At 36.8% G+C, this 26,917-nt stretch carries 20 protein-coding genes; 3 read left to right on the plus strand and 17 right to left on the minus strand.

The window, feature by feature from the left end; all coding sequences use genetic code 11:
- Nucleotides 1-157: 157 nt before the first annotated feature.
- The 14 genes from CLV62_RS13470 to rpmB form a co-directional block, all read right to left on the minus strand.
- Nucleotides 158-853, minus strand: a complete 696-nt coding sequence (locus tag CLV62_RS13470) for a nucleotidyltransferase family protein (protein ID WP_110311305.1) — start codon at nt 851-853, stop codon at nt 158-160.
- 100 nt (nt 854-953) lie between these two features.
- The gene (gene pdxA / locus CLV62_RS13475) at nt 954-2,045 is read right to left on the minus strand and encodes a 4-hydroxythreonine-4-phosphate dehydrogenase PdxA (RefSeq protein ID WP_110311306.1); all 1,092 of its coding nucleotides are present in this window, start codon (nt 2,043-2,045) and stop codon (nt 954-956) included.
- Between the two features lie 44 nt (nt 2,046-2,089).
- Complete coding sequence (locus CLV62_RS13480) at nt 2,090-2,746, minus strand: hypothetical protein (RefSeq protein ID WP_110311307.1); 657 nt, start codon at nt 2,744-2,746, stop codon at nt 2,090-2,092.
- Nucleotides 2,747-2,758: 12 nt separating this feature from the next.
- The gene (gene rlmN, locus CLV62_RS13485; protein ID WP_110311308.1) at nt 2,759-3,784 is read right to left on the minus strand and encodes a 23S rRNA (adenine(2503)-C(2))-methyltransferase RlmN; all 1,026 of its coding nucleotides are present in this window, start codon (nt 3,782-3,784) and stop codon (nt 2,759-2,761) included.
- 120 nt (nt 3,785-3,904) lie between these two features.
- Nucleotides 3,905-5,251, minus strand: a complete 1,347-nt coding sequence (locus tag CLV62_RS13490) for a glucose-6-phosphate isomerase (protein ID WP_110311309.1) — start codon at nt 5,249-5,251, stop codon at nt 3,905-3,907.
- Nucleotides 5,252-5,356: 105 nt separating this feature from the next.
- Nucleotides 5,357-6,355, minus strand: coding sequence for an NAD(P)H-dependent glycerol-3-phosphate dehydrogenase (locus CLV62_RS13495; protein ID WP_110311310.1), 999 nt, complete (start codon nt 6,353-6,355; stop codon nt 5,357-5,359).
- A 119-nt stretch (nt 6,356-6,474) separates the two neighbouring features.
- Nucleotides 6,475-8,205, minus strand: a complete 1,731-nt coding sequence (gene lysS / locus CLV62_RS13500; RefSeq protein ID WP_110311311.1) for a lysine--tRNA ligase — start codon at nt 8,203-8,205, stop codon at nt 6,475-6,477.
- Between the two features lie 251 nt (nt 8,206-8,456).
- Entirely contained in the window at nt 8,457-10,631 is a 2,175-nt protein-coding gene (locus CLV62_RS13505) for an HU family DNA-binding protein (RefSeq protein ID WP_110311312.1), read from the minus strand.
- Nucleotides 10,624-10,914 (minus strand): HU family DNA-binding protein, encoded by a 291-nt coding sequence (locus tag CLV62_RS13510; protein WP_110311313.1) that lies wholly within the window; start codon nt 10,912-10,914, stop codon nt 10,624-10,626. Before CLV62_RS13510 ends, CLV62_RS13505 begins: the two co-directional genes overlap by 8 nt.
- Nucleotides 10,915-11,030: 116 nt before the next feature.
- A complete protein-coding gene (gene rimO, locus CLV62_RS13515; protein ID WP_110311314.1) occupies nt 11,031-12,329 on the minus strand; it encodes a 30S ribosomal protein S12 methylthiotransferase RimO in 1,299 nt (432 codons plus the stop codon).
- 167 nt (nt 12,330-12,496) lie between these two features.
- Nucleotides 12,497-13,453 (minus strand): signal recognition particle-docking protein FtsY, encoded by a 957-nt coding sequence (gene ftsY, locus CLV62_RS13520; RefSeq protein ID WP_110311315.1) that lies wholly within the window; start codon nt 13,451-13,453, stop codon nt 12,497-12,499.
- 143 nt (nt 13,454-13,596) lie between these two features.
- The gene (locus tag CLV62_RS13525; protein WP_110311316.1) at nt 13,597-13,758 is read right to left on the minus strand and encodes a DUF4295 domain-containing protein; all 162 of its coding nucleotides are present in this window, start codon (nt 13,756-13,758) and stop codon (nt 13,597-13,599) included.
- Between the two features lie 15 nt (nt 13,759-13,773).
- Nucleotides 13,774-13,962, minus strand: a complete 189-nt coding sequence (gene rpmG / locus CLV62_RS13530; RefSeq protein WP_110311317.1) for a 50S ribosomal protein L33 — start codon at nt 13,960-13,962, stop codon at nt 13,774-13,776.
- A gap of 20 nt (nt 13,963-13,982) precedes the next feature.
- Nucleotides 13,983-14,222, minus strand: a complete 240-nt coding sequence (rpmB, locus tag CLV62_RS13535; protein ID WP_050709023.1) for a 50S ribosomal protein L28 — start codon at nt 14,220-14,222, stop codon at nt 13,983-13,985.
- Between the two features lie 331 nt (nt 14,223-14,553).
- On the opposite strand from rpmB, the gene CLV62_RS13540 reads away from it, so the two are divergent.
- Nucleotides 14,554-15,804 carry a metallophosphoesterase gene (locus tag CLV62_RS13540; RefSeq protein ID WP_110311318.1) on the plus strand — a complete coding sequence of 417 codons (1,251 nt, stop codon included), beginning with the start codon at nt 14,554-14,556 and terminating at the stop codon, nt 15,802-15,804.
- Nucleotides 15,805-15,874: 70 nt separating this feature from the next.
- On the opposite strand, the gene CLV62_RS13545 is transcribed toward CLV62_RS13540, so the two are convergent.
- Complete coding sequence (locus CLV62_RS13545) at nt 15,875-18,445, minus strand: hypothetical protein (protein WP_110311319.1); 2,571 nt, start codon at nt 18,443-18,445, stop codon at nt 15,875-15,877.
- Nucleotides 18,446-18,651: 206 nt separating this feature from the next.
- Between CLV62_RS13545 and CLV62_RS13550 the strand changes: the two genes are divergently transcribed.
- Together CLV62_RS13550 and CLV62_RS13555 are read left to right on the plus strand one after the other, a co-directional pair.
- Nucleotides 18,652-19,584 (plus strand): TIGR01212 family radical SAM protein, encoded by a 933-nt coding sequence (locus CLV62_RS13550; protein WP_110311373.1) that lies wholly within the window; start codon nt 18,652-18,654, stop codon nt 19,582-19,584.
- Between the two features lie 71 nt (nt 19,585-19,655).
- On the plus strand, nt 19,656-20,060 hold the full coding sequence (locus CLV62_RS13555; protein WP_110311320.1) for a VOC family protein: 405 nt from the start codon (nt 19,656-19,658) through the stop codon (nt 20,058-20,060).
- Here CLV62_RS13555 and CLV62_RS13560 read toward each other — a convergent pair.
- Both CLV62_RS13560 and CLV62_RS13565 read right to left on the minus strand, forming a co-directional pair.
- Nucleotides 20,057-23,905: a DUF748 domain-containing protein gene (locus tag CLV62_RS13560; RefSeq protein WP_110311321.1), complete on the minus strand. Its 3,849-nt coding sequence runs from the start codon at nt 23,903-23,905 to the stop codon at nt 20,057-20,059. The two genes, CLV62_RS13555 and CLV62_RS13560, sit on opposite strands and share 4 nt — an antisense overlap.
- A 156-nt stretch (nt 23,906-24,061) precedes the next feature.
- Nucleotides 24,062-26,548, minus strand: coding sequence for a TonB-dependent receptor domain-containing protein (locus CLV62_RS13565; RefSeq protein WP_110311322.1), 2,487 nt, complete (start codon nt 26,546-26,548; stop codon nt 24,062-24,064).
- Between the last annotated feature and the right edge of the window lie 369 nt (nt 26,549-26,917).

The raw sequence follows: 26,917 nt of genomic DNA on the forward strand, positions 1-26,917 counted from the left end.
TTTATAATATAATTGCTCTACTTCTTGATTTTCGGTTTATGGGAAGGCTGCAAAAAATGCATTACCCTCAATCTGTAGGGGCAGACCTATGTGTCTGTCCTAACTGGCGAACACATAGGTTCGCCCCTACAACAAAGCAACAAACAGGTCTGAGACCTTAATTCCTTAGAAAGGCTTCTGCTTTCACAATATCTTCTGCATGATCAACATCTACAATCTTAGGAAATGGATATGCTTTGAGGCACAGTCCATCAGCCACAAGTTGACGCTGAAAATTACGCATGCGTGATTGTCCCGAAGACAAACAGTTTTCGAGTGTATCTATCGCTTTAGGTGTAAGGCCATAGATACCTCCTGAAATATACTTACATGAATCCGAATTATCCAGAAAACCTGTAATTTGCATAGCTTCATTCACATCTACATAAAGAGGCTTTTCATCATCAATATAATCCGTAACAGCCATCATTCCATCCGATTCCGAATCTGCGATGAAAGCCTTAATATATTGTTCGAAATCTTCTTCTTTAAATATAGTATCAACAGTAGTCAAACAAAACTTACCAGTGCGCAAAAACTCTCTCAATTCGAAGAAACTATGCATCGAACTGGGAGTAGATTTAATTACAATATTTAATGGAATATCCAGCTTTATTTGCTTTACATACTCTTGCACAGCCTTCATCTCCTCATTTACAATGATGCTAATAGAATCAGCTTGGTTTTTCGCAAAAATATCGATCAGGCGACGGATCATCTCCACGCCATTTAATTTTACAAGAGGCTTTGGTAATGTAACCCCTTCTTGTGCCAACCTCGAACCTTCTCCGGCGGCTATTATTGCATAATTCATCTTATCTTATTCTTAGTAATATAATATTTATTACTTTGTCCGTTACAATAACTCATTACTGTCATTACACTTATCAAAGCTACAAAAAGATCTCCGACCTTTAATCTTCAGAAACCTCTTTAGTTAAGTCTAAGACTTCATTATCTCCACCTTTTTCGTAATACATTTTTCTCAATGGATTAGCGTGAGCTTTATCGTACTCAATACGGTTACGTCGGGTATCTATTGCCAGATAAATAGCCTGACGGAACGAATCTTCCGATGCTTCATTTTTTCCTGCAATATTATAAGCCGTACCATGAGCGGGCGATGTACGCACAATTGGTAAACCTGCTGTAAAGTTAACGCCTTCTTCCATCGCTAACGTTTTGAAAGGAGCTAAACCTTGGTCGTGGTACATAGCCAATATACCATCGAAAGACTTAAATCGCCCTGATCCAAAAAAGCCATCGGCAGCATAGGGACCAAAGCATAAAACGCCACTCTCTTCCATTTCACGCAGAGCAGGAATAATAATGTCGTTTTCTTCTGTTCCTAACAACCCGTTTTCTCCTGCATGAGGATTCAGAGAGAGCACTGCTATACGGGGTTTATCTATATTAAAGTCACGAAGCAGCGATTTATTAAATATACCGATCGTTTCCTTTACTTTGTCTTTAGTAATATTTTCGGCAACCTTTCCTAAAGGTACATGCCCGGTAACAAGAGCAACTCTTAAGTCATCTTTAGCAAGAATCATTAATGATTTAGATGTATCCTGTCCGAACTTTTGCTCCAGATACTCTGTATGACCGGGAAAATGAAAGGCATCTTGTTGTATATTATCTTTATTGATAGGTGCTGTAACCAATACATCAATCAATCCGGCAGCCAGATCGGCTGTAGCCCTTTCCAATGCACTTAGCGAGGCATCGCCTGCTGCTTTGGTTGACTTTCCGAGTTCGACCTTGATGTCATCGGGAATACAATTAATAACATTCACTTTATTCACCTCTGCTTCATTCGCTTCCTGAATCAGGTTGAAAGTAACAGGAGGCAATTCTAAAGCTTTGCGATGATAGGCTGCAACTTTTGTAGATCCGTATATCACAGGAATGCATAATTCTGCAATGCGGATATCACCAAACGTCTTAAGTATGACCTCATAGCCAATACCGTTAATGTCACCGTGTGTAATTCCTACTTTTATCATTATATATTAGTTTTTCTAAGTAATCTATTTATCAATTATCAAGTCTACTTTACCACCTTTTCCCATTGATGAGCCAATTGCTCGGCATAATCGGTAAATGTATTCACCGCATCAAATTTATGAATAGTATATTCGGGTTGGCCTTTTACTTTCGAAATGTCAATTGGCGAATAACCATCGTGAGCGAAAAAGAATATCTCTTTTGTTTTATTATTATAGAAAGTTGTATTACCATTTGCCTCAAGAGCAAAGGTTACTAGATCATTTATATCTAAAGGCTCAATACCTTCCGACTTACATGCCGCAAGATAGTTCCCTTCCCAGCCGCCCATACCGATAACAGCATCTTTTAATGTAAAAGTATGCTCGTTGTTAGTCAGAAATGTATCTATATTCCGATGATCTCCAATCCAATACTGAACTATAGTGCCCACATTCTTAGAAAGCAAAGCATGTTCATGTATAATGTTACGTCCACGGGGTACACAATGCTCCATGTGGCATAACCATCCGGAGGTATTGCCATGTTTATCCGTCCAAACATATTGACGAAAAACCTGATTGTTATTTATTGTAAAATCAATCCAGCTGGCTTTCGACAAAAGTTTATTTAATGATGGAAATGTAGTTTGAAATTCTTTATCAAACGAGCTTTTTCCATCAGAAATAGTTGTAAAATTTATATGTGGTTGTTTACTCATAATGACATAATCTTACTTCTTACTCTTCTCTGTTGATAGCATTCCGCAAGCAGCAAATATATCTTCACCTCTTGAAGAACGTATGGTACACATAAGCCCTTTGCGAGTCAGAAAATCTCTAAACTGAACCATTGTTTCGTTAGTAGATGTTACCAAATCGACATTCGGGATAGCATGGAAGCGAATCAAATTGACCCGGCAGTCCAAGCCGTTTAATATTTTAAACAACTCTCTGGCATGTACCAGTGAATCATTAAAATCTTTAAACATTATATATTCAAAAGACAAACGTCTTTGTTTTGACCAATCATATTGTTTCAGCAGATCGAGAACTCCCGATAAAGGGAATGCTTTTTCAGCCGGCATTATGGATAATCGCTGCTCTTTAATGGGCGTATGTAAACTTACAGCCAAATGAGCATTGCTTTCATCCAAGAAACGTTTCAACTTAGGAGTTACACCTGTAGTAGAAACGGTAATTCGCTTCGGACTCCATGCAAAACCATAGTCCGAAGTCATTATATCTAATGTTTTCTTTAATTGTTCGTAGTTGTCAAGAGGCTCTCCCATACCCATAAATACGATATTGGTAAGATCATCCGACTCTTCTATCGAACATACTTGATTTAGAATTTCGTTGGCAGATAAATGTCCGTTAAAGCCTTGCTTTCCTGTCATACAGAACAAGCAATTCATCTTACAACCAACTTGAGACGATACACATAAAGTAGCTCTCTCGTCTTCGGGAATCATTACCGATTCGATAAATTTCCCCGCATCTGTTTTAAACAGATATTTAACCGTTCCGTCTATCGACCGTTGATCCTCGACTGGTAAAGAACGCCCCACGTCGTATTTTTCCGACAATAGGTTTCTATTCGCTAACGATAGATTTGTCATTTCCTCTATCGATAATACTCTTTTTTTATAAAGCCAATCCGCCATCTGTTTAGCAGCAAATTTAGGCAAGCCACACTCTAATGCAACATCTTTCAGTTCATCTAAAGTAAGTCCCAATAGGTGCTTTTTCTCTGTCATTCTGTACTCTTAAGTAATTTAGTATTTCTATTTGCAGGGACAAAATTATATATGCTTCCTTAAAATGGGCGAACACATCGATTTGCCCCTACAATTTAGAAATAAAAAGGTCTGCGACCTTTATAATCGTTTTTGTATTTCTTCGTGGTCTTTTTCAAAACCCGGTTTATTCAATAGTGCAAACATATTCTTTTTATAAGCCTCTACTCCCGGTTGATCGAAAGGATTTACACCTAAGATATAACCGCTTATACCACATGCTTTCTCAAAGAAATATATTAATTGACCTAAATAATATTCGCTCAATTCAGGAATTTCGATTTTTATGTTTGGAACACCTCCGTCAACGTGAGCCAATTGAGTACCAAGTTCCGCCATTTTATTCACGAAATCAACGCGTTTACCCACTAAAAAGTTCAACCCGTCCAAATCTTCTTCATCCTTTGGTACAAGAACTGTGTTAGCAGGATTTGCTACCGATAGAACAGTTTCGAAGATAGAACGTTCACCTTCTTGAATCCATTGTCCCATTGAATGAAGATCGGTTGTGAAATCTACAGCAGCATTAAAGATACCTTTGTTTTCTTTACCTTCACTTTCTCCGTACAATTGTTTCCACCACTCAGCAAAGAAGTGAAGTTTAGGATTGAAGTTAGCCAAAATTTCTATTTTCTTGCCTTTTTTGTACAATTCATTACGAGTAACTGCGTATTGTTCAGCAAGATTTTTCTCGAATGGAACATCAGGAGCTGTATTTTTTTCCATGAAAGCTGCACCTTGTACCAGTTTTTGAATATCGAATCCGGCAACTGCAATAGGAAGCAAACCAACAGGAGTAAGTACCGAGAAACGGCCTCCTACATTATCAGGAATTACATACATTTTGTAGCCTTCTTTTCTAGCTAATGTATGCAAAGCACCTCTAGCTGCATCAGTGATTGCCACGATACGGCTTTTAGCCTCTTCTTTTCCAACTTTTCTTTCCAATTCTCCTTTAAGGATACGGAACGAAAGAGCAGGTTCGGTTGTTGTTCCCGATTTAGATATATTGATAATACCGAACGATTTATCAGCCAAATAAGCGATAAGTTCCGATACATAATCTTCTCCGATATTTTGACCGGCATATACTATCACCGGATTTTTACGATCTTTTTGTAACCAGTCGAAAGAATTTGAAAGTGCTTCAATCACCGATTTTGCACCCAAATAACTACCTCCAATACCAACAACTACTACAACTTCACATTTGCTTCTCAATACTTGAGCTGTATCTGCAATATCTTTCAGGTCAGCATCTGTAATAGATGACGGAAGGTTTAACCAACCCAGGAAATCACTTCCTTTGCCCGAACCTTTGTGCAAAGTTTCATTGTATTGTTTAGCCAAAGCTGCACCAGCTTGTATGTCTGACTTATTTACAAAAGAAAATACTTTATCAACATTTAAACTTATAACTTTTTCCATCTCTCTAAATTTATTTATCGGTTTACTCGTAACCATTTATTACCCTTTCTTAGCTATAACCAACTTGTCGTTTCACTTACCAAAGCAATAAAAAGGTTTGAGACCTTATTTTAATATTTCTTCTCTTAAACGTTTTATTTCTATACGTGCCGGAACTTTTTCATATAGGATACGATAAACCGTTTCTACAATAGGAATATTAATGCAATAATCAGCATTCATTTCCATTATACATTTAGTTCCGTAATAACCTTCAGCTACCATCTCCATTTCTATTTGCGCAGCTTTTACCGAATATCCTTTTCCGATCATCGATCCGAATGTTCTATTCCTGCTGAAACTAGAATAGGCAGTTACCAACAAGTCTCCTATGTAAGCCGATTCAAATATACGCCGCTTGATAGGAGAAACCACTTCCATGAATCTCTCCATCTCCTGTACTGCATTCGAAACCAATACAGCCTGAAAATTATCCCCGTATTTCAATCCATGACATATACCTGCGGCTATAGCATATACATTTTTCAATACCGCAGCTAATTCAATACCACTCACATCTACCGAAGTTGACGCTTTCACAAAACGATTTGTAAATATACGGGCAACAGCACTAGCTTTAGCCAGATCGGTACACGCAATAGTAGGATATGTCAAACGCTCGAGTGCTATCTCTTCGGCATGACAAGGACCTGCTACTATGGCAATATTATCTGAAGGTACACCATATTCTTTAGTCAGAAAGTCGGTAACTAACAAATTTTCAGGAGGAATGATTCCTTTTATTGCAGATATAATAAACTTGTCGCTTATCGGTGTTTTTAATTTCTCCAAATGAGTTTTTAGAAATGGTGACGGTACAGCAAAAATCAGTGTATCCGAATTATTTACAACTTCATTGATATCTGAGAAAAAAGAAATTCTGGATAAATTAAATGGTACATTTGATAAATAAGAAGGATTGTGTCCAACTTTTATAAAATCTTCAATCTGCTCAGGACGACGCATATACCAATTGATATGAGTTTCCTGAGTCAACACTATTTTAGCAAGGGCAGTAGCCCATGTTCCTCCTCCTATTATAGCTATTCTTCCCGGATAGTTCATCGGTCATTATTCAAGTTAAACAATAGAGACTTAATTACAGTAAACAAAATACTTTCCATATTTTAAGTCATAACTAACTTTGTCAATTACTTTCCAAAGTAAATAAAAGGTCTCAGACCTTATTTTTTAGCATTGTTAACCCATGCTTGCACTTCTTCATCTTTTGGGTTGGCTAATTCGAGCTTGTGCTTTTTATTCATTTCACACAACTCCTGACGCAGTTTATTAGGATTAGCCTCTGTCAAATCCTCTACTGTCAGATAACCCGCCTTTTGAATGGCTGATACCCACTCTTCGGGGATGCCTATTTCTGTATATTTTGTTACAGGATCTCTCTTAACTACTTTTTCGGGTCTCATCTGAGGAAATAATAATACTTCCTGAATAGAGGTTTGTCCTGTTAGTAACATTACCAAACGATCCATTCCAATTCCCATACCCGATGTTGGGGGCATACCATACTCTAAAGCACGAAGGAAATCCTGATCGATAAACATCGCCTCATCATCGCCTTTTGCCGAAAGTTGTAATTGTTCCTCAAAACGGTTACGTTGATCAATAGGGTCATTCAATTCAGAATAAGCATTTGCCAATTCCTTACCATTAACCATCAATTCGAAACGTTCCGTCAATTCGGGATTCGTTCTATGTCGTTTACATAAAGGTGACATTTCGATCGGATAATCGGTAATAAATGTAGGTTGAATATATCTACCCTCACATTTTTCACCAAATATCTCATCGATAAGTTTACCCTTACCCATTGTTTCATCCTGATCAACACCCAGTTGCTTACAAACTTCACGTAATTGACTTTCATTCATTCCATTAATATCAATTCCGGTATGATCTTTAATAGAATCAATCATCGTCACACGTTTATAGGGAGCTTTAAAGTTAATTAGATTGTCCCCTACTTGCACTTCTGTTGTACCCAGTACATCCAAACAAACCTTTTCAATCATTTGCTCTGTAAATTCCATCATCCAGATATAGTCTTTGTAGGCTACATAGATTTCCATTACAGTAAATTCTGGATTATGCGTGCGATCCATACCTTCATTGCGGAAGTTACGTGAAAACTCATACACACCATCAAAACCTCCTACAATCATACGTTTCAGGTACAACTCATTGGCTATTCTCAAATAAAGAGGAATATTCAGGGCATTATGGTGAGTTATAAACGGACGAGCAGATGCTCCTCCGGGAATACTTTGCAACACAGGTGTATCAACTTCGATATAACCTTTTTCATTAAAAAGATTACGCATTGAGTTGAACACTTTTGTACGCTTAATAAATATATCTTTTACATCCTCATTTACGATTAAGTCAACGTAACGCTGACGGTAACGCATTTCGGGATCGGTAAATCCATCGTAAGTTACTCCATCTTTTACCTTAACAACAGGCAAAGGACGAAGCGATTTAGATAATACGGTAAGAGTTTCAGCATGAACCGAAATTTCTCCCATCTGAGTACGGAATACATATCCTGTAACTCCGATAAAATCACCTATATCCAATAATTTTTTGAAAACTACATTATATAGGTCTTTATTCTCATCCGGACAAAGATCGTCTCTGGTAATGTATAATTGTATACGACCTTCTGAATCCTGAAGATCAACAAAAGCAGCTTTTCCTGCAATACGACGGCTCATTATACGACCGGCAATTGCCACTTGACGACGCTCTGCATCATTCTTAAAGCTTTCTTTTATTTCAACCGAATATGCATTCGTTTCATACAACGCAGCAGGATACGGATCGATACCCAGTTGGCGCATTTCGTCCAGACTTTTTCTTCGAAAAATTTCTTGTTCACTTAATTCTAGGATACTCATTATCTTATATTCTTTTAAGGTCTCAGACCTTTTTTTATGTTTTGGCAAAATTGTGAATACACTGTGTTGCCGACACAAATTCACGAGCCGGTAAAATTACAAATTATTGTACGTATTTTACATATAAAAACAAAAAAGAATAACAGATACTTATATCCGTTATTCTTTTTTAAGGCCGAAAACCTAATTTAATACCTTGTTACCACCGCAAACCCAATATAGTTATAATTGAATAGTATGGTATATCGTTTTTATCTAAGTCTTAGAATTTTTGCTTCAAGAATTTTTGCTTCAAGATTTTTAGCTACTTGAATTTCTCTTGCATCGCTCGGATTATACACCCCATAATCGGATAAAGGCGGTATAAGAAGGCTTGTTCCAATAGGCACATTATTGGGATTAGCGATATTCTTTTTATTCGCTTGATAAATATATACCCAATAATCGGGGTTACCGTAGTGGGTAGCAGCCAATGTACGCAAAGTTGTACCTCTTTTTATGGTATCATATTTGGGTTTTGAGTTGGAACTTGCCTTTGACTCCGGCTGAGTTTTTTCCTTCGAATCATAAAGCAGTTCAGCCTTACTCTCTTTTTGATATTTCGCCAGATGAAATTCCGCTTTATTAAGTATTCCAAATTTCAATTTATCAGAAATAACAAAACCGTTCTTCTCTTTATTTATTAAATCTCTCGTCAAAGAATCAGCATCTCCAACGATACCAGGCTTTGCTGCCTCAACCTTTTGCTCAACAGCAGGCTTTTTAGCTATGGGGGCTATAGGTTCTTTCTTAACGGGTGTCACACTATCTTTCAATCCCTCAGCCTGTAATCTCTTCATTGAGTCGAGCATAGCATCCGTTGCCTGAACCTTGGGAGAAACTTCATCTACAAATGGTAAAGTGTCGCTTAATGTAAGATTAGTTCTTCCTAAATTATATTCAAAGTCGTAAGGCTTATTCAACATTTTGATTAACCCATAAGTCAAAAATGCTACAATTACGAGCAGGAAAAGTCCCATAGGTAACCATCTTCTAAACTTAGAACCTAAATAAGGAGAATTAAAATCGTGATATGGAATATCAACCGGATCTATCGTATTAGAAAACGAGACACTTCTCGTCTCAGCAGGTTTGTTATTCCCTGCATAACTGCCCATATCTCCCATAGATGGATTAACACGACGTTTATCCTCTTCAGAGATTTCAGCAACCTTGTTTACAGGTTCATCCAGTGCAACAAAATCACTATCTGCGATTACATCATCCTCTTCCACAGGAAACAATGGACGTTCCGGATCTTCATTCGAAAATACAGATTTCTTTTCTTCCTTGGCTGTAGATTGAGCTTCAGATGTATCAACAGGCTCTTTTCCCTCTTTAACTAACCGATCAATTATCGGAATAGGAACAGGGATAATGATATCCTCTTCTGTCTCTATCTCCGAATCTAAATCGGATTCTAATTCCAGATCATCTGAAATTACATTTTTTGATAAAAACTCACTCGTCAATAATACAGACTGCGAGGGCTCTTCCAGATCATCTTCTGATTGAATAGCATCTACAGCTTTTTCCTCTATCTTTTTTGGCTCATCTTCAACCAGATCATAAGTATCAACCTCTTCCTCTATATCAACCTCTTCTTTAGTCTCCTCCATTGGAACATGAGGGAGATCAAGTAATTCTATTGGAAACTCTTTTTGCTCTGAAACTTTCTGAACAGGAAGCTCAGGTTCTTTTTCTTCGGGTTTCGGTATAGAAACAGACCTAACTAAATCTTCTTTAGGTACAGTAAGAGTTATCGAGTCCGACTCTTCTGACGGTTTGGAAGTAGTATAGGTATATACGAATGATCGGGGGTATATTTGCTTTGAAGAATTCTGGGGTTTAGATTCTTTCTCGGGGTTAGTTTCTTCAGTATCCTTTTCTCTCACCGGTGTGTTGTTTGTAGTGACAATTATTGAAGCAGACTCTGCAATAATCGGTTTTTCTATCTCGGAGACGATGTCATCGTCTTCATTTTCCATATCTATATCTGAACTTTCAACAATTTCATCCTCACTTATACTCTCTTCGTTCTCTACAGAAGTTTCGAATACAACGCCATCCTCCAATAATATGGTTTCGAATTGAGAAAATGGTTTGTTGACAAGATTTTTAAGTATTTTATCGGGAATAAAGCTTAGTTTATAATGAGAAGGAATTTCTATTTTCTCTCCGGTATTCACATTGACACTTTCACGACTACTTACAGATATCAGTTTAAATGTCCCGAAATCTTTAATCTTGACAGAATCATTATCAAATATCCGTTCCAAAATCAATTGAAAGAGCTCTCTAAAAAAAGAGTCTGCATCCTTCTTGGTTATCTTAGCTTTCTTAGATAAGACGTCAACCAAATCTTGAAGTGATAGTTTATCATTCATTCTCAGACAACTTTTTTAATTTATCTTTAACTACCTGACCCGGACGAAACGCAGTTGTAATCTTCGGTGGAACTAAAAAACGCTGCTTAGAAACAGGATTTACAGACATCCGCTCCTGCCGTCTTTTTGTTTCAAACAATCCAAATCCTTGTATGTTAATAGAATTAGAGTTCGCCAAATTAGTATTTACAACAGACACAGCATCCTCCAAAATCTTAGATGTCTGAGCCTGTGTCCATTCCAGTCTTTTAGACAGCTCTGCAATTAATTCTTTATTTGTCATAGATTTGCCAGATTATAAGCACTTTCAACTATTCATTGCTATCTCCTTGATTATTTATTATTTTGATTACGCTAATATCCAAAATAACAACTATCTATGATAGCTAATATATAAACTTAAATTACAATATTACCATACAGATCAAAAGGTTCTGCTTGAGTTATAATAACATTATAAATATCTCCTTTGTTCAACGGAGTATCTTTTGAGATCAATACTTCAGGGTCTACCTCTGGAGAATCATATTGCGTACGACCAATATAATAATCAGTATCTTCTCTATCTATAATTACCGAAAAAGTTTGCCCGATTTTAGACTCATTAATGTTCAAGGAAACACGCTCCTGAATAGCCATTAACATATCCATTCGTTCTTGCTTAACTGTTTCGGGAATATTATCTTCGTATTTTTCATATGCAAAAGTACCTTCTTCATTCGAATAAGGAAAAGCTCCCATCCTTTCGAATTGGGCATCTTTTGCAAACTCCATCAATTCTTCGAAATCTTCCTCAGCCTCTCCCGGATGTCCTACCAAAAAAGTTGTTCTAAGGTGAATACCCGGAACTTCCTCCCTGATCCTTTTTACGAGATCGATAGTTTCTTGTTTCGTAATACCTCTGCGCATCTTGCTTAACATATTGTCACTTATGTGTTGAAGCGCTATATCCAAGTATTTACAAACATTGTCTCTCTCACGTATTACACGAAGTAAATCATAAGGAAATTTTGCAGGATAAGCATAATGTAAACGAATCCACTCAACCCCTTTCACATCGGATATACGCTCTATCAGTTCGGGAAGTTTCATTTCCTTATAACGATCAATCCCATAATAAGATAAATCTTGTGCTATAATCTGGAATTCTTTAACTCCCTGTGCAACGAGCGACTGAACCTCTGCTACAATCTCCTCCATTGGTCGTGAGTTATGACGTCCGGTCATAATAGGAATAGAACAATACGAACAAGCACGATTACATCCTTCTGATATTTTCAGATAAGCGTAATGTGCCGGAGTTGTTAAAGCCCTTTCATATTCAACATCCTTTCTAAACGATTTTCCAAGATCGGAAATGAGACCTTTCCATCCGAATTTACCATAGAACCTATCAACTTCAGGTATTTCAGCCTTCAGCTCCTCCATGTATCTCTCGGATAGACAACCCATTACAAACAGCTGATTCAGCTTTCTATTTTTTTTAGCTTCCGCAAAACCAAGTATCGTGTTTATTGATTCTTCTTTTGCATCACCTATAAATCCACATGTATTGATAACTACAATTTCGCCTTCGGGTTTGTCGGGATCATGCTTCACAGTATATCCATTAGCGAGGAGCTGCTTCATTAACATCTCCGAATCGACCAGGTTTTTAGAGCACCCCAGCGTTACAACATCAATTCTATTTTTCTTCATTCAAAAAGAATCCTTCCTTCTTAGGTATAAGTAAGAGTAAATATTTATTACTCTTTAATAATAACTGTCTCGACTGTCTCCGGTTATTATATTTTCCAAGCAATAAAAAAGGTCTGTGACCTTAAATCCTGCAATATAGTCTATTGCAAGGGCAAAAATAGCATAAATTACCCACCAAACAATGAGTTCACGAATTCTTTTCGTTGAAACACTTGTAAATCATCTATACCTTCACCTAGTCCGATATATTTTACAGGGATCTTAAACTGATCCGAAATACCAATTACAACGCCACCTTTAGCCGTTCCATCTAATTTAGTTACAGCCAGAGAGGTAACATCTGTGGCAGCAGTAAACTGCTTTGCCTGTTCAAATGCATTCTGACCTGTAGATCCATCCAGAACAAGTAATACTTCGTGAGGCGCGCCGGGGACAATTTTATTCATTACATTTTTGATCTTCGACAATTCGTTCATCAATCCGATCTTATTATGTAAACGTCCGGCTGTATCTATTATTACAACATCCGCATTATTAGCTTTACCCGAACTTATAGCATCAAATGCAACAGAGGCAGGGTCTGATCCCATAGCTTGTTTAATTACGGGAACACCAACTCTTTCACCCCATATTACCAATTGCTCTACAGCAGCAGCCCGAAAAGTATCGGCAGCTCCAAGATAGACTGATTTCCCTGCTTTTTTGAATTGATTTGCCAACTTACCAATGGTCGTAGTTTTGCCTACACCATTAACACCCACCACCATTATCACATAAGGCTTATGGTTGTCAGGTAAATTAAAGCCGACAGTATTATCATTGGAATTATTTTCAGTAAGCAACTCAACAATTTCCTCACGTAAGATTTTACTCAGTTCATCTGTATTTACATACTTATCCTTGGAAACACGTTCTTCTATACGTTCGATAATTTTCAATGTAGTATCCACACCTACATCCGAAGTAATTAATACTTCTTCCAGATCATCCAATACACTGTCATCAACTTTAGACTTCCCAACAACAATCCTTGAAAGTTTGGTAAACATGTTTTCTTTTGTTTTTTCCAAACCTTTATCCAACGATTCTTTTTTCTGTTTTGAGAAGAAGTCCAAAATACCCATAATATCTATAATTTGTTCTTGAATACTATAATATGGTTGCTACCAACACATAGTTGGCACAAGGTACACAAAGCTAATAAAGGATATACAAAAAACCCCCTAACAAATTCTTGAAAGGAGGTTTTTAGTTATTTTTAACTAAATTATTTTGCAAAATAATCTTTCACCGATTCATTTGGAACCATTTCTTCTTTAAATGTATAAGCTCCTGTTTTAGGAGATCTTACCATTTTAATTACTTTTGCATAATTACGACCATCTTTTGATGATGGATCGCGGTAACCTGCGACTGTCTTCTTTGCCATGGTTGTATATTATTTTTACTTAATTTCTTTATGTACTGTTACTTTCTTCAAAACCGAGTTGTATTTTTTCAACTCCAATCTCTCAGTTGTATTTCTTCTGTTCTTTGTAGTAATGTATCGTGATGTACCAGGCATACCACTTTCTTTATGCTCTGTACATTCTAGAATTACTTGAATTCTGTTTCCTTTTGCTTTCTTTGCCATTTTTTAGGTTCTCCTTTGATTTAAGCTTTTAAATAACCTTTTTCAGCTGCTTTTTTCAATGCAGCATCCAAACCAATTTTATTAATTGTACGAAGACCCGACGCAGATACATCTAGACTAATCCAACAATCTTCTTCTACCCAATAGAATTTTTTTCTGAATAGGTTGATATTAAATTTTCTCTTAGTCTTTTTATTTGAGTGAGAGACATTGTTACCAACCATAGCTTTCTTTCCTGTAATTTCACAAATTTTGGACATCGCTACTATATTTTATTTTTTATTTATTTTATTCCTTGCCGTAGTAAAACAGGGTGCAAAATTAAACCTTTTTTTTGAATCAGCAAATTATTGGCAGTTAATAAACTATCTTTTTTCAAAAAAACACTACTACTTAATAATCTTATTCTTAACTGAGAATAATCTTTTCTCAACTTTGTATAGAAATACAAATATAGTAACTTTGTTGAAGACTTGAAGCATATAAGTAAATGAAACTATCTTATGATATACTTTCCAGCTATAAAAAGACTAAAATTTCTATACTTACCAAAACATTAAACAGATCCAGGACCTTAATACTATTTTTACTATGAAAAAACATGTTTACCTATTTTTATGTGTATTTCTGCTTACGTGCACACACCTATTCTCTCAATCGCCTTTTAGCTTTATTGTGGTCTCCGATACACACCTTGGCAGAGAAGGGTCGGAAGAAAAGAACAGGGCAACCCTTCGCTATCTACTGAATCAACCTAACAAGCCTGAAGCTATTTTTATTGTTGGAGACCTTACAAATAATGGCCATCAACAAGAATATGATCTATTCAAGAAAGTATATACAGAAGAATTTCCCGCTAACTTCCCGAGATATTATTGTTTAGGAAATCACGATAGATATAATGACAAGGGCAGTGAGAACACTCGTTTTCAGAATACACTAGGGCAAGATCTGAACCAATATGTCGAGGTTAACGATTATCCCTTTATACTTATAAGCATGGAAAATTCTTCTTATGATAAATGCTATACAGAACCAAGCCGTAAATTTCTATCCGAAAAATTGGAATATGCAGCTCAAAAATACCCGGGTAAACCTATTTTCGTATTCTTTCATATGCCTGTTGTAAATACTGTATATGGCTCTTATGAAATCGGAGGCAAGGACTCATGGGGTACCGGCGGATTGAAAGATATTTGCGAACAATATCCTCAAATTGTAGCATTCTCGGGTCACTCGCATTACCCTATCGGAGATGAAAGATCAATACATCAAGACAAGTTTACGTCTGTAAATGATGGAAGCATTGCCTATTCGGAAATAGAAACGGGTAAAACCGAAGGTATACACCCCGAAGGATTTAACGATGTTACCGAAGGCATGATTGTTAGCATTGATAATAGCAGAGTGAATATTCACAGATACAATACTGCACAAGCTGTAGAAATAAAAACCCCATGGGAAATAAGAACTCCTCATGACGGCTCTGCTTTTATATACAAAGACAGAAAAGACGACAGAGCTCCTAAGTTTGCAAGAGGCATTAAGCCCACCTTTTACAATATAACTGAAAATGGTTGCAGGCTATTATGGAAACAAGCTTCCGATAATGATATAGTACATCACTATAAAATCTTATTGACCAAGAAAGGGGAAAAAGATACACCTCCTACCATTATGACTATTTTTTCCGGATTCTTTTTAAATGCAGAGATGCCTCAATCGAAAGGCTGGGACTTGAAGGATTTGGATGCCGGTTCAACCTATAACGTATTGATTTCGGCAGTAGACTCTTTCGGGAATGAATCAAAACCAATAAAAGGCTCATTTACGACATTGTAAGCTTATCAGAATCATTAAAATAGAAGAGGCGAATTTACTACTCGCCTCTTTCCATCTATATCTATTACGTTTAAAAACCCATACCTATGCCAATAGAAAAACGATTGCCATCTTTCGAACCGAAATAAGAGAATTTACCCGTATAGCTCTTAAAGAGTGTTAGCCACCAGCCTCCACCATAAGAGGTATGCCACCTTTGAGAATCTTCGCCCGGATACCATACCCGACCATAATCAGCACCAACAAAAACACCATATTGCACAGGTGTAAAAGGGTTCTTTAGGTGACCCAGATCGTATCTAAGATCGGTATGTTGATAGAGAGATTGGCGGCCTATAAAACGGCTTTCTCTAAAACCTCTAAGTTCGACAGAAGCTGCCTGATAAAACTCGTAATCGTCCGTAAACAGTGCCGTACCAATTACCGCCATGGCTAACGACAGACGATCTCCACATGCTATATTAAATGCAAACCTCGATTTCAAATAAGGAAAATTTCGACTCATATCCTTCACATCCCAATTCCAGCCTCCGGTTACTGAAAAATCTATTGATTTTAGCAAAGTACTAAACTCGCGGTTTATTTCATAAGTCAAATGAAAATCGGTGAAAACCCTTGTATCGAATATCGGATCATCATCACCATATACTTCATTTATAAACCTATCATCAGTAGGCTTATCCATTTTATATAGTTCGACTGTCGTCGCAGCTGTAAACTTATTAGTTTCGTCAAATTTCCAATAATAGGAGGGTTCTAAACTATATTTGGCAATACCTACCCGGTTAAAATCGATCGATTTATCCCTAAATCCGTTTGTCTGATTTCCATATCCGAAAAAGTTATGGAAATCGTTTGCAATACCAAAAATGGCTTCAATATTAAAACCCTTCATTTCATCCAGAGAAGGAAACATTCCCTGATACATCAAACCGTCCAGGTAACTATAACCAATTCTGTGACGGTAACTATAAGGCGAGCGTTTGAAGCCATACATTGTTTTACTTACATATGCTCCTAAATAAAAACCCAAGTCGGAGTCATATACCCCCCACGGCGTAAAGCTTATAGTTTGATACTTCAATTTCTTATAATCATAAGTATGCACTTTCTCTACATTAGTCCGTATAATGCTCGCATTACCGAGTGTATCATTTTTAACGTCATGAGACTTATAATCATAGATATCTGCATTTCGACCTCCTATAACATTGTATGTATTGGAGCCTTTTCCTCCTACTAATGTTAACGGCATAGCTCTCTTTGACTCGTTATTTAATCTGAATTCATCATCTCCCTCTAGTCCGTACAACCAAATCTCTTTTGTACTCTTGTCATATTTCTTATTAAACAACAGAAGCTTTGATTTTCGATCGTATATACGAATATTAGTAGTATGCCTGTCCTTCTGATCTATGACAAATAAATCATCTCCATGAGTACCGGTAATTACCGGTGTCTCCTGTAACATATCATAATATTTTTGAGCGATCTGTTCAACAACATCCCTGCGATTTTTCAAATTCTCTTTGATAATCTCCGTGTCCGGTGATACATAAATTTCTTCGGGCAATTCTTTGAAAGCATTGTCAATCACCGCATCAGTTAAAAGAGATTTAATATATTTCGCTTCCTGATACCATACATCCCGCCCTGTTCTTGCAACCAGCGCTATATCAAGGGGAATAGCAATACCATTTGCTTTCCTCAGATTCTTTATATTACTATCGTAGTTGGTTATACTATTCAGACCGAATACATCTAACATCAGCTTAAACAAAACCCCATCGACTTTTGTAAATGCATGGCTACGGTCTGCAACCAATGGCATATACACAAGGCTATCCCCATGAGGTACTTCATACCATTGCCAGCTCTCTCTTGTCTTATTCCAGTCTCCGATAAGTATATCTAAAAGCCGTTCTCTTATATACTCATGCTGATCAACATGAAAAGCTTTGGATTCCTGTATCTTAGCCAGCAACTCAGTTGTCTCTATCACTTTAGAGTGTGTAGTGAATGTCTTTAAATCATAGATACTAATCAATCTATCAGCTATTCCTGTTCCATCGGCAATAGTATCTGTTGTTGTGTGTTTGGGGATATAGTATATTTCAGAATCAAAAGAATTCACTCCTACATCTTCTGCCAACTTATTAGCAACCATAAAAGCATAGGGATGGGTTATCGTATAAGCGTCTCCTATAAACTTATCAACATAAGTACCTTGAAACTCCTGCTTACTATATGTATTCTTAAAAAAATCGGACTCCATAAATGTTGTTGCACCGCCAAGAGGTCTGACCATGTAAAGGTGTGCATTTTTATCTTCAAGAAACAAAGCATGCAGACGAGGCAGTTGACCTATAAACTTGAGACCTCCGTGAAGGTCATATAATTCTGTTGATTTAACAGTTATTGGGGTAGAATAGAGTTCACGATAATGCTTACCGACAATGCGATTATATAACCCGGCTCGTTTCGCCGCAGTTTGAGGATAAATCGATTTTTTGATTACACCTCCCGAATATAACGGGATGGTGTCCTCTTCCAACGCGAAAGATGCATCCATAGCCGATACATTGAGGTACAATAGGCTGTATATAAATAATACAACGCCAAATTTTCTAATACTGCGCATAAGTAAGGGTCTGTTATAGTAAATTCTTAGCCATTTGCCTCGAAAGTCGAACTATCTCAGCAAATGTAAAGGCTAAAGATCTAAGTATAATACAATAATCAATGCTTAAAGATGGTCTGCGACCTCAAATCTTAAAATTGTACTTAAACTCATTTGGTTCTATAACAATTTGTACCTTTGCATAGTTTTACATGAGAGCAAAATTAATGACAAATAAACCATATAAAGAGTTTGGAGATTTCTTAAACAGCATATTTCCACATAAAGTTCAGAAAATATCTATCAATGCCGGCTTTACCTGCCCCAATCGCGACGGCTCTAAAGCAGTAGGTGGATGTACATACTGTAACAACCAAAGCTTTAGCCCCGGATATGGAGGCAAGCAACGCACAGTTACCGATCAATTAAGAGATGGCATTGCCTTCTTTTCCCATAAATATCCTGAGATGAAGTATCTTGCATACTTCCAGTCATACACAAACACATACGATGATATAGAGAAGCTAATCGCCTTATACGAAGAGGCATTGGCTTACCCCAATGTAGTAGGCATCATTATAGGCACCCGCCCCGATTGTATGCCTGCCGAGCTGCTCGAATATTTCGCCAAGCTAAAAGAAAGAACTTTCCTGTTGATAGAGTATGGTTTGGAATCAACTTTAGATTCTACCCTCGAATTTATCAACAGAGGACACACCTATGCCGAAAGCGTAGAGGCAATTTACCAAACGGCTGCCAAAGGAATATATACGGGCGCTCATATGATTCTGGGATTACCCGGAGAAAGCAGAGAGCAAATGTTAGAGCATGCCGATAAGTTATCAGAACTACCTTTGACCACCCTAAAAATGCACCAGTTGCAATTGATAAAAGGCACGGCTATGGCCCGTCAATACAGAGAACATCCCGAATGGTTCAACCTGTTTAAAGTAGAAGACTATATTGATCTTTGTATTGATTTTACGGAACGCCTCAACCCCGACTTCATTATCGAACGGTTTGTGTCACAATCTCCCAAATCGTTGCTTATTGCTCCCGATTGGGGATTGAAGAACTTTGAATTTACCGCTAAAGTTTTGAAACGATTTGCCGAGCGCAATGCATATCAGGGAAGGTTATGCAAAAAAGCTAAGGTTTGATTTATCACTTCCAATAGTTATATTTCACTATTGTTCTTCTTTCTGACAGAGAATACTTTTGTCTGAAAAAGATGGACAGATCAATCGCAGGTGCTGAGATATTATTAAAATCGCTTTTAAACCATGATGTAAGTACAATTTTCGGGTATCCCGGAAGTTGTGTTATGTTAGTATTGGATCATTTATATAATTATAAAGATTCTATAAATCACATTCCGGTTCGACTCGAGAAAGGCGCTATCCGTGCAGTACAGCAGTATGCTCAAGTATCATTTGAAGTATCAGATGTGGATGAAATTTATAAAACATTATCTGCCAACGGAGTAAAGTTTATTAATCAACCGACAGATATGCCGGACTGGGGAATGCGAGTGGTTCACCTACGAGATCCTGAAGAAAATCTGATAGAGCTATTTACTTCGCTAGCACCCGAACAATGCAGCGAAGAACTTATAGAAGAAAACAAGAAATATTAATGCACTACGGGTTTAATAGTACCTTTTGTTCCTTTCTTATCTTCTTTTTTATCTTTGTGGAATATATTTTTCATCTTATGAATGAAGCCCGAAACCTTTTTCGCAAAATTCTGCTTCTTCTGGGAAAATCCAACAGACTCCACTACAGCAGGCTGTAGTATCTGCCAAAGATAATTGAATGTAGAATGGTATGCATTCCGCTCAATAGTGACATGAACATGTCGGGCCCGTTTATGAGGCTTATCCGGGTTATTCGTTTTTATAACCTTATTGGCAACTGTGCTGGCGAATGAATTGGTCGTCAGTTCTCCATCCTTATTTCTCAACACAGAAACACTCAGATCATTATATAACATAAGCATCTCGATAGTAGCTCCCTTACTGGATGCATCGGTGTTAAAGATAACAGACTTTACATAACCACTTTCAACTCTTGCGGGAGCCATTGGTGTAATCAACTGATTCAGATCTCTTAAATCAAATTGATGCAGATGGGCTTTTAGATGGAAATGATCGTTAAGAGAATCAACAGGCAACATCCACGTAGCTGTAAAATACCCCGTTCCCTGCAAATTTCCATCGGCATCGAGTTTGATATACTGGTGAGGTCGGGAAACAATATTAGTAAGTCCCGATAACCGTCCGTTCATATTTGTAAAGAAGATCACACCCGAAACAGTATTATTCTTGGGCAATTCTTCATAAACAACTTTAAAATTATTGACATTAGCAGTATCTATATCAAATTTCACCGGAAGCTTCTGTAAACCTTCATAAATCATCGGCATAATATTATGCTGTATCTCAATCTGCTGATTCTTGAAATTCAGAAGTTCGACATCCTTCACCAGCAATTCTCTTGCATGAAATATATTATTGGCAAAATATCGGTTAAAATCGATTCCTGATAATGATATATGCCCTACCCCCACATCGAACCAATCTTTATGAGTAGGATGGTGATATGCAAATTCTTTTTTAGGATAGGCAGGTACTAGATGGAGTTTCTCGATATTTAAACTACCCTCCTTCTTCTTCAAATCAATTGCTTCTGCTTGTAAGGTATAGAAACCGTTGTTGATAGGGAAATGAAAATTGCGTGTACTGAAATTAATATCATCCAGTGCAAATGTTTTCAATTCACTATTTACAACCAGTCCACTGAAAAACAAGCTGGTAGTATTCAATTGTTGCTGCCTGTAAAGTTTCCCGTTCAATGTACTTGCATAGTCAATATTAGCATCCGATACATTAAACTTATTTACAGATACCTGTTTGCCTAATTGTCCGAAGATATTATAGATGTCTTGCTTATCGGATGCAACTTTGCTCTTTTGTTCCGATTTTGAAATCTGATTTATTTTAACCAAAGGTTTAGCGACATCCACACTTGAAAGATTGAATATCTGATTATTCAATTTGATATCCAGAATATCCAGATTTGAAGTTTCGAAATGCAGTTTTAAACCGGGCTGATCTACACCTACCCGAATATCGGAAACCCCGATTCGCCCGATCTTTATAGAGCCGGTAAAAGCTTTCGAAGTACTTGCCTTACTTTGGCTTCCTGCTCCTTCCATCTCTTTTTTATAGTTAACTACAGGCGATTGTAATGTAATCTCCCCAATGGAAGTATTCTTCATGTCAGCATCCCATGACAACGCTTTCAATTGGAGTTTACCTACCGTTGTATTCAAACTGTCTTTAGTTGTCCTGTCCGAATATTCTACTTTCGCATTGGAGATATCAAATAATCCTGCAATAAAACTGATGGTTTTATCTTTCTGTTCACTTCCCTTTTTACTCGTATTCGAAGCTGCTCCGGTCTTGACTATTTGTATTGTTGGAGACTCTATATTAAAAGAATTAAACATGAATGTATTTTCCTTTTCCGATATCTTATAATCGATATGCCTTACAGCTACAAATGGTATCAGCACTGAAAAATAAGTATCGGGAGCCTTCTTCCATGTATCTTTCTGAGGTAACAGTTTTAGATCATATAATTCAAGATTGCCTTGTATGCCTGTATACACACCTTTTCTTATCATCAGACGATAATCCTTCCCAGGCAGAAGGTTATCAAAACGTTCGAAACTAAACCGCAGATTATCGCATGCAAAGTATGTATGCGAATGCTTTAGCGTGATTTCATTAATAAGGAAATTAGATGCAAAAAAGTCAATCTTAGGCAATTTATAAACTAGATTATCCTTATTTGTCTTATCACGGAATGTAATATTTCCATTGTTCAGATTTACTTCACCTATGGATATATGATTAAAAAGCGGAGTAACGGCATTCAGATTGACCGACTTATCATTTACTTCCGTTATTTCCTTCTTTTTCGATTTATGCATTTTCACATACTCGATACGTGGAGCATCTATCGATAAACGTTGAGCCCGCATTCCTTTATCATATTCCCAGCCCGATAAACGAATCGAATCTATTGTTCCAACAATGTAATCTTTTTGAGTTTTAAGTTTCAGTGGCGAGAGCTTTACATTATTAATTTGAAAGTCTTTTGTTAAAGTATTCAGCTTCATACGTTCTATACTCATCGCATGATTCTGACTGTTAACAACACCTTTTATATCAGCAGCATCTACAGAGAAACCCTGCGAATACAGAAAACGTTGCTGAATATCGGCTAAAGAATCAACCTTAAAGCCATAAGCCTCGAAATTGAAACGATCCAGATTATATATATCGACCGCATCCTTAGATGAATTTATATACTTAAATCTGGCATCCTCTATACCTATCTTATCTATTGTAATACTGTGTAAGATAGGTGATACTATGGCGTACAAAGTCCAAGACAGATTTAATGTATCTTTAGTTTCGGGTTCCTTTTTAGGATCGATTTTCACACTATCACGCCTAACATTGAAGTATTCTATTTCTGATTTATTTATATTAAAAGAATTTGCCTCTAAGTAGTTATAGGCATTTTTTCTTTTAAACCGCACCCCTTTAACTTCTATTGAATTTACTTTTGCGTCCAGATAAGTATCAGGAAGTGCATTTTGTTGTTCCCACAAAAGTGTCCGTGGCTCCAAACGAGCCTTATCGATCTGAATAATCGAATCTTTTGTACTTAATCTTATATTGTCCGTCTGAAGTAAAAATTGATTATTAGATAATAAAACCTGAGGCTGATTAGTTGTAAAATCGAAGTTATCACAGAATAGTAGTTTTCCGGATTGTGCTGAGTTCTGATCCAAAACAAAGCCGTAGGCATGAAAGCTTACATCTTTCAGACCATACACAACCGGTGTGCCCTGATCATCTGCCAAATAAGAAATACTGGCATTCTCCAAATTCATTTTTTTCACGGTTAATGCATCCATATATGGAGATATTAACTCATGCAGTGATTTTGAACTCTGATTTTTGTTTTTTATCTCAAGGCGTGATGAATATTCCGATTCAAAAACCTTTACTACAGGTCTTTGTATTTCGAACAAATCGAAATGAAGCTGTCTATAATTAAACAGCCAAACCAGATTGAGCCCCTTAAAATGGATTCTTTCTATTTCTATATCAAAATAATTTTGCGGTAAACTATCCTTTGATGCCCATTCCTTAAACACCGTTGAGTCAAGTTTAAGCTCCACTCCTTTAAGAGTCAGCTCTCCATTAAAAAGTCCGATATCGAGGTGTTGGGAATGAAATTGATAAAATCCACCCGTTGCTTCCGATATCCTTTCGCTTAATTTTTCCCGTAAGAACCCCTCAAGCCTGTTCCTCATATACCAATTGACCATAAATCCCACTATAACAATACCTATTATAGCGAAACAAACAATCTCCAGAAGCTTACGTTTCTTTATTTTCATACAGAAGGGTCTACATTTTCAACAATATTAATAAAACTATTCCTTTATTAAACAAAGCCTCAGCAATTATGTTTCATTTAGAGCCTGTTTAAAATACAAACATCTCTAAGTTTTCTGTTCCTTAGAGATGTTTAAATGGTTATTTCACCTTACATTTTATTGTTGACCACCGCCTTGTGCATTACCGCCACCACCGCCCATGGAGTCATCATTATTAATTCCGCGCGCTGCTTTCTTAATCTGAGCTTTCATTTCGCCAAATCGGTATGATACCCTTATTCCAAAATACCGGCGTCTATAGATATTATATGACTCTGACCTGAAAGTCGGGTTATTCACTATATTTCTAAATGTCTGCTTATCTGAAAACATATTTGAGGCAGATATATTAACGTTCAATTTGTCTGCCAGAAAACCCTTGGATACCGACAATCCATAATAGTTATAAGAAGGTCCTCTTCCTTGTATATTAATATATGGAGTCCCCCCATTTACAAACACATTCACTCTGTATGTTTTAGGCAAGGTGTACTGCATATTAGTATAGCCATTTACAGCAAAACCCGAATTAGAGAACTCGAATTCATCCATATTAGATTTAACGTCGATGTATGAGCCTGACACATTTCCCGACAATCGGATCTTTTGAGTAGGAGTCCAGCTAAAATACGTAAAAAGCCCCAGCCTTTTACTTTTACCTATGTTAGCATAAGTTGTTCTACTTATAATATTATCCAGTTCGGTAATACGTTCAATAGAGTTATCTACAAAATTATAAGACAGGCTGGCATTCATATTAAACTTAGGATTGAAAAAGCTGTAATTCATATCGATCGTATGCGATTCTATAGGCTTCAAATTTGGATTACCAACACTTACGTTCAATGAATCGGTTCTATTTTCGAACGGGTTCAGTTGCCATATACCCGGTCTGGACACACGCATATTATAACCCAAGCGAAGAGTTTGAGAAGGTTTCAACTGATAACTAAGAGTAACAGAAGGTACAAAATTAGACAAATCTGTTTCATAGTTCTTTTCATCCGCCTGTTCTCCCTCCGCCAAAGGATATTTTATACTTAAGTTAGTTCCCTCATATCTAAGTCCTGTTTTGAGACCAAATTTCTTATATTTAACAGCATAACTTGCATAGCCTGCATAAATATCCTGTCTATGCTTAAATTCATCTTTCAGAGAAGGCTCTTCTACCCACTCCCCCGATTGATCATAAAACCGTCCGCTATTACTTTTATTCAATCGTATAATGTACTTAAGACCGACTTCCAGATTATGTATTTTTTTAAAAGGGGTAGCATAATCGATTTGCATGGTATGCTCCTTCTGAGTACCATCTGAGTATTGTTTATTTTTGAAGCTATCAATATTTAAAATACCATCCACTCTATTGTCCGATGACCAATTGTCCGGTTCCAAAGCTAAACGATACGAAAGTGTCAACAATCTGTCTTTTACAGTTTTCGATGTCTTTTGGTAATCTGCTTTTAACTCCGTAGAACCGTATTTATAGTCACCGTCTGTAAATTGATCAAATTCCTTTACAGGAGTAAATGAAGCATTTTCTATTCTATTATTAGTAAAAGAAGTCTGCGTCCCTGTTCCGGCATAACGACCAAAGCTTGCATTTATCAGATTCAATGAGTCTATTTCATAACTAAGTTCTCCATTTCCAAATTGCCCATTACCTCTATTCTTACCTGCTCCTCGCTGAATTAAGTACTTATCATCTAAACTAGAGAAATTCTCTCGTCTCAGGTAAGTATCATATTCAGGATTTCTATATTCGTAATAACTGTAATTACCTGTAAAACCAAACTTCCCTGATTTCATGGTCAGGTATCCCGAAGCTCCATAACCTCCCTGAGAGTTACCCCAGCTGCTTACAGTTGCCGTATATCCACCCATCGAAGTATTTTTCACAGTAATGATATTAATAATACCTGCCACTCCCTCGGCATCGTACTTTGCCCCGGGATCGGTTATCACCTCTATATCTTTAATAGTGCTGGCAGGCATACTCTTTAATACATCTTTAGGATTGCTAGCCAACATCGAAGAAGGTTTTCCATTTATATAAATTCTGAATGCCGATGATCCTTTGAGCTGAATCTGATCTTCTCCATCTACTGTTATCATGGGAACTTTTTTCATCATATCCAGAGCATTGTTGGTCTTAGATTCGGGATCATCCTCCATACTGTAGGTTATCTTATCTAATTCTACCTTTATCAGAGGCTTTTGAGCAGAAACCACCACTTCATTAAGCATCTTACTATCGTCTTGCATTAGAATATTTCCTAAATCGTGTATCTTATTATCATTCAACGTCAGAGGTTTACTGACAGATTGCTTTCCAATAAACTCTACAGTCATCAAATACTCTCCGGGTTGAGTTATCGAGAACTGAAATTTTCCGTTCTCATCAGTAGGAACTACCTTATCTACCTTCTGGGGACTAGATTGTTTAAAAATCTTAATAGTTGCATAAGGTATCGATTCGGAAGTTAACGAATCGGATACGATGCCTTTTAGCGTAACTTTAGACTCGGGTGCAGACTGAGCCGCTAGCAGCAAAGGGAAAAACAACAGGATACACAGTAGTCCGAGCAGTTTCTTTATTCTCATACGTATTCTTTATAAGGTTTCTACTAAAAATAGAATATTGTAAGATAGTTTTTAGATTTCCCAAATATATGTCAGCATTTTATAATAACCTACTACCCCAAGTCGATATTTTAACTAAAAATGCTTATTTTATTTATATTTATCATTATTTACGGTTGCTTAACCTGGCATAATGATCTATATGCTATTCGAAAGCTGTCTATAATTTATCCATCGAAACAGCCTCTTATTTTTATTTCTTTGAGGATTATTGTATAACTTTGCGTTGCTTTATCTGAAAACAACAGGCGCCTATTAGACAAAATCTAAGACACATCAAATATCAGATCAGTAGAGATAATATGGAGCAGTTATCTTTATTCGCAAAAC

Source organism: Indolivaga alginatilytica (assembly GCF_003201355.1).
Classification (GTDB): Bacteria; Bacteroidota; Bacteroidia; order Bacteroidales; family Dysgonomonadaceae; genus Dysgonomonas_A; species Dysgonomonas_A alginatilytica.

What these genes read in the sequence shown, in the direction of transcription:
- CLV62_RS13470 (WP_110311305.1), bottom strand. Translation starts at nt 853, where the DNA reads ATGAATTATGCAATAATAGCCGCCGGAGAAGGTTCGAGGTTGGCACAA.
- pdxA (WP_110311306.1), bottom strand. Translation starts at nt 2,045, where the DNA reads ATGATAAAAGTAGGAATTACACACGGTGACATTAACGGTATTGGCTAT.
- CLV62_RS13480 (WP_110311307.1), bottom strand. Translation starts at nt 2,746, where the DNA reads ATGAGTAAACAACCACATATAAATTTTACAACTATTTCTGATGGAAAA.
- rlmN (WP_110311308.1), bottom strand. Translation starts at nt 3,784, where the DNA reads ATGACAGAGAAAAAGCACCTATTGGGACTTACTTTAGATGAACTGAAA.
- CLV62_RS13490 (WP_110311309.1), bottom strand. Translation starts at nt 5,251, where the DNA reads ATGGAAAAAGTTATAAGTTTAAATGTTGATAAAGTATTTTCTTTTGTA.
- CLV62_RS13495 (WP_110311310.1), bottom strand. Translation starts at nt 6,355, where the DNA reads ATGAACTATCCGGGAAGAATAGCTATAATAGGAGGAGGAACATGGGCT.
- lysS (WP_110311311.1), bottom strand. Translation starts at nt 8,205, where the DNA reads ATGAGTATCCTAGAATTAAGTGAACAAGAAATTTTTCGAAGAAAAAGT.
- CLV62_RS13505 (WP_110311312.1), bottom strand. Translation starts at nt 10,631, where the DNA reads ATGAATGATAAACTATCACTTCAAGATTTGGTTGACGTCTTATCTAAG.
- CLV62_RS13510 (WP_110311313.1), bottom strand. Translation starts at nt 10,914, where the DNA reads ATGACAAATAAAGAATTAATTGCAGAGCTGTCTAAAAGACTGGAATGG.
- rimO (WP_110311314.1), bottom strand. Translation starts at nt 12,329, where the DNA reads ATGAAGAAAAATAGAATTGATGTTGTAACGCTGGGGTGCTCTAAAAAC.
- ftsY (WP_110311315.1), bottom strand. Translation starts at nt 13,453, where the DNA reads ATGGGTATTTTGGACTTCTTCTCAAAACAGAAAAAAGAATCGTTGGAT.
- CLV62_RS13525 (WP_110311316.1), bottom strand. Translation starts at nt 13,758, where the DNA reads ATGGCAAAGAAGACAGTCGCAGGTTACCGCGATCCATCATCAAAAGAT.
- rpmG (WP_110311317.1), bottom strand. Translation starts at nt 13,962, where the DNA reads ATGGCAAAGAAAGCAAAAGGAAACAGAATTCAAGTAATTCTAGAATGT.
- rpmB (WP_050709023.1), bottom strand. Translation starts at nt 14,222, where the DNA reads ATGTCCAAAATTTGTGAAATTACAGGAAAGAAAGCTATGGTTGGTAAC.
- CLV62_RS13540 (WP_110311318.1), top strand. Translation starts at nt 14,554, where the DNA reads ATGAAAAAACATGTTTACCTATTTTTATGTGTATTTCTGCTTACGTGC.
- CLV62_RS13545 (WP_110311319.1), bottom strand. Translation starts at nt 18,445, where the DNA reads ATGCGCAGTATTAGAAAATTTGGCGTTGTATTATTTATATACAGCCTA.
- CLV62_RS13550 (WP_110311373.1), top strand. Translation starts at nt 18,652, where the DNA reads ATGACAAATAAACCATATAAAGAGTTTGGAGATTTCTTAAACAGCATA.
- CLV62_RS13555 (WP_110311320.1), top strand. Translation starts at nt 19,656, where the DNA reads ATGGACAGATCAATCGCAGGTGCTGAGATATTATTAAAATCGCTTTTA.
- CLV62_RS13560 (WP_110311321.1), bottom strand. Translation starts at nt 23,905, where the DNA reads ATGAAAATAAAGAAACGTAAGCTTCTGGAGATTGTTTGTTTCGCTATA.
- CLV62_RS13565 (WP_110311322.1), bottom strand. Translation starts at nt 26,548, where the DNA reads ATGAGAATAAAGAAACTGCTCGGACTACTGTGTATCCTGTTGTTTTTC.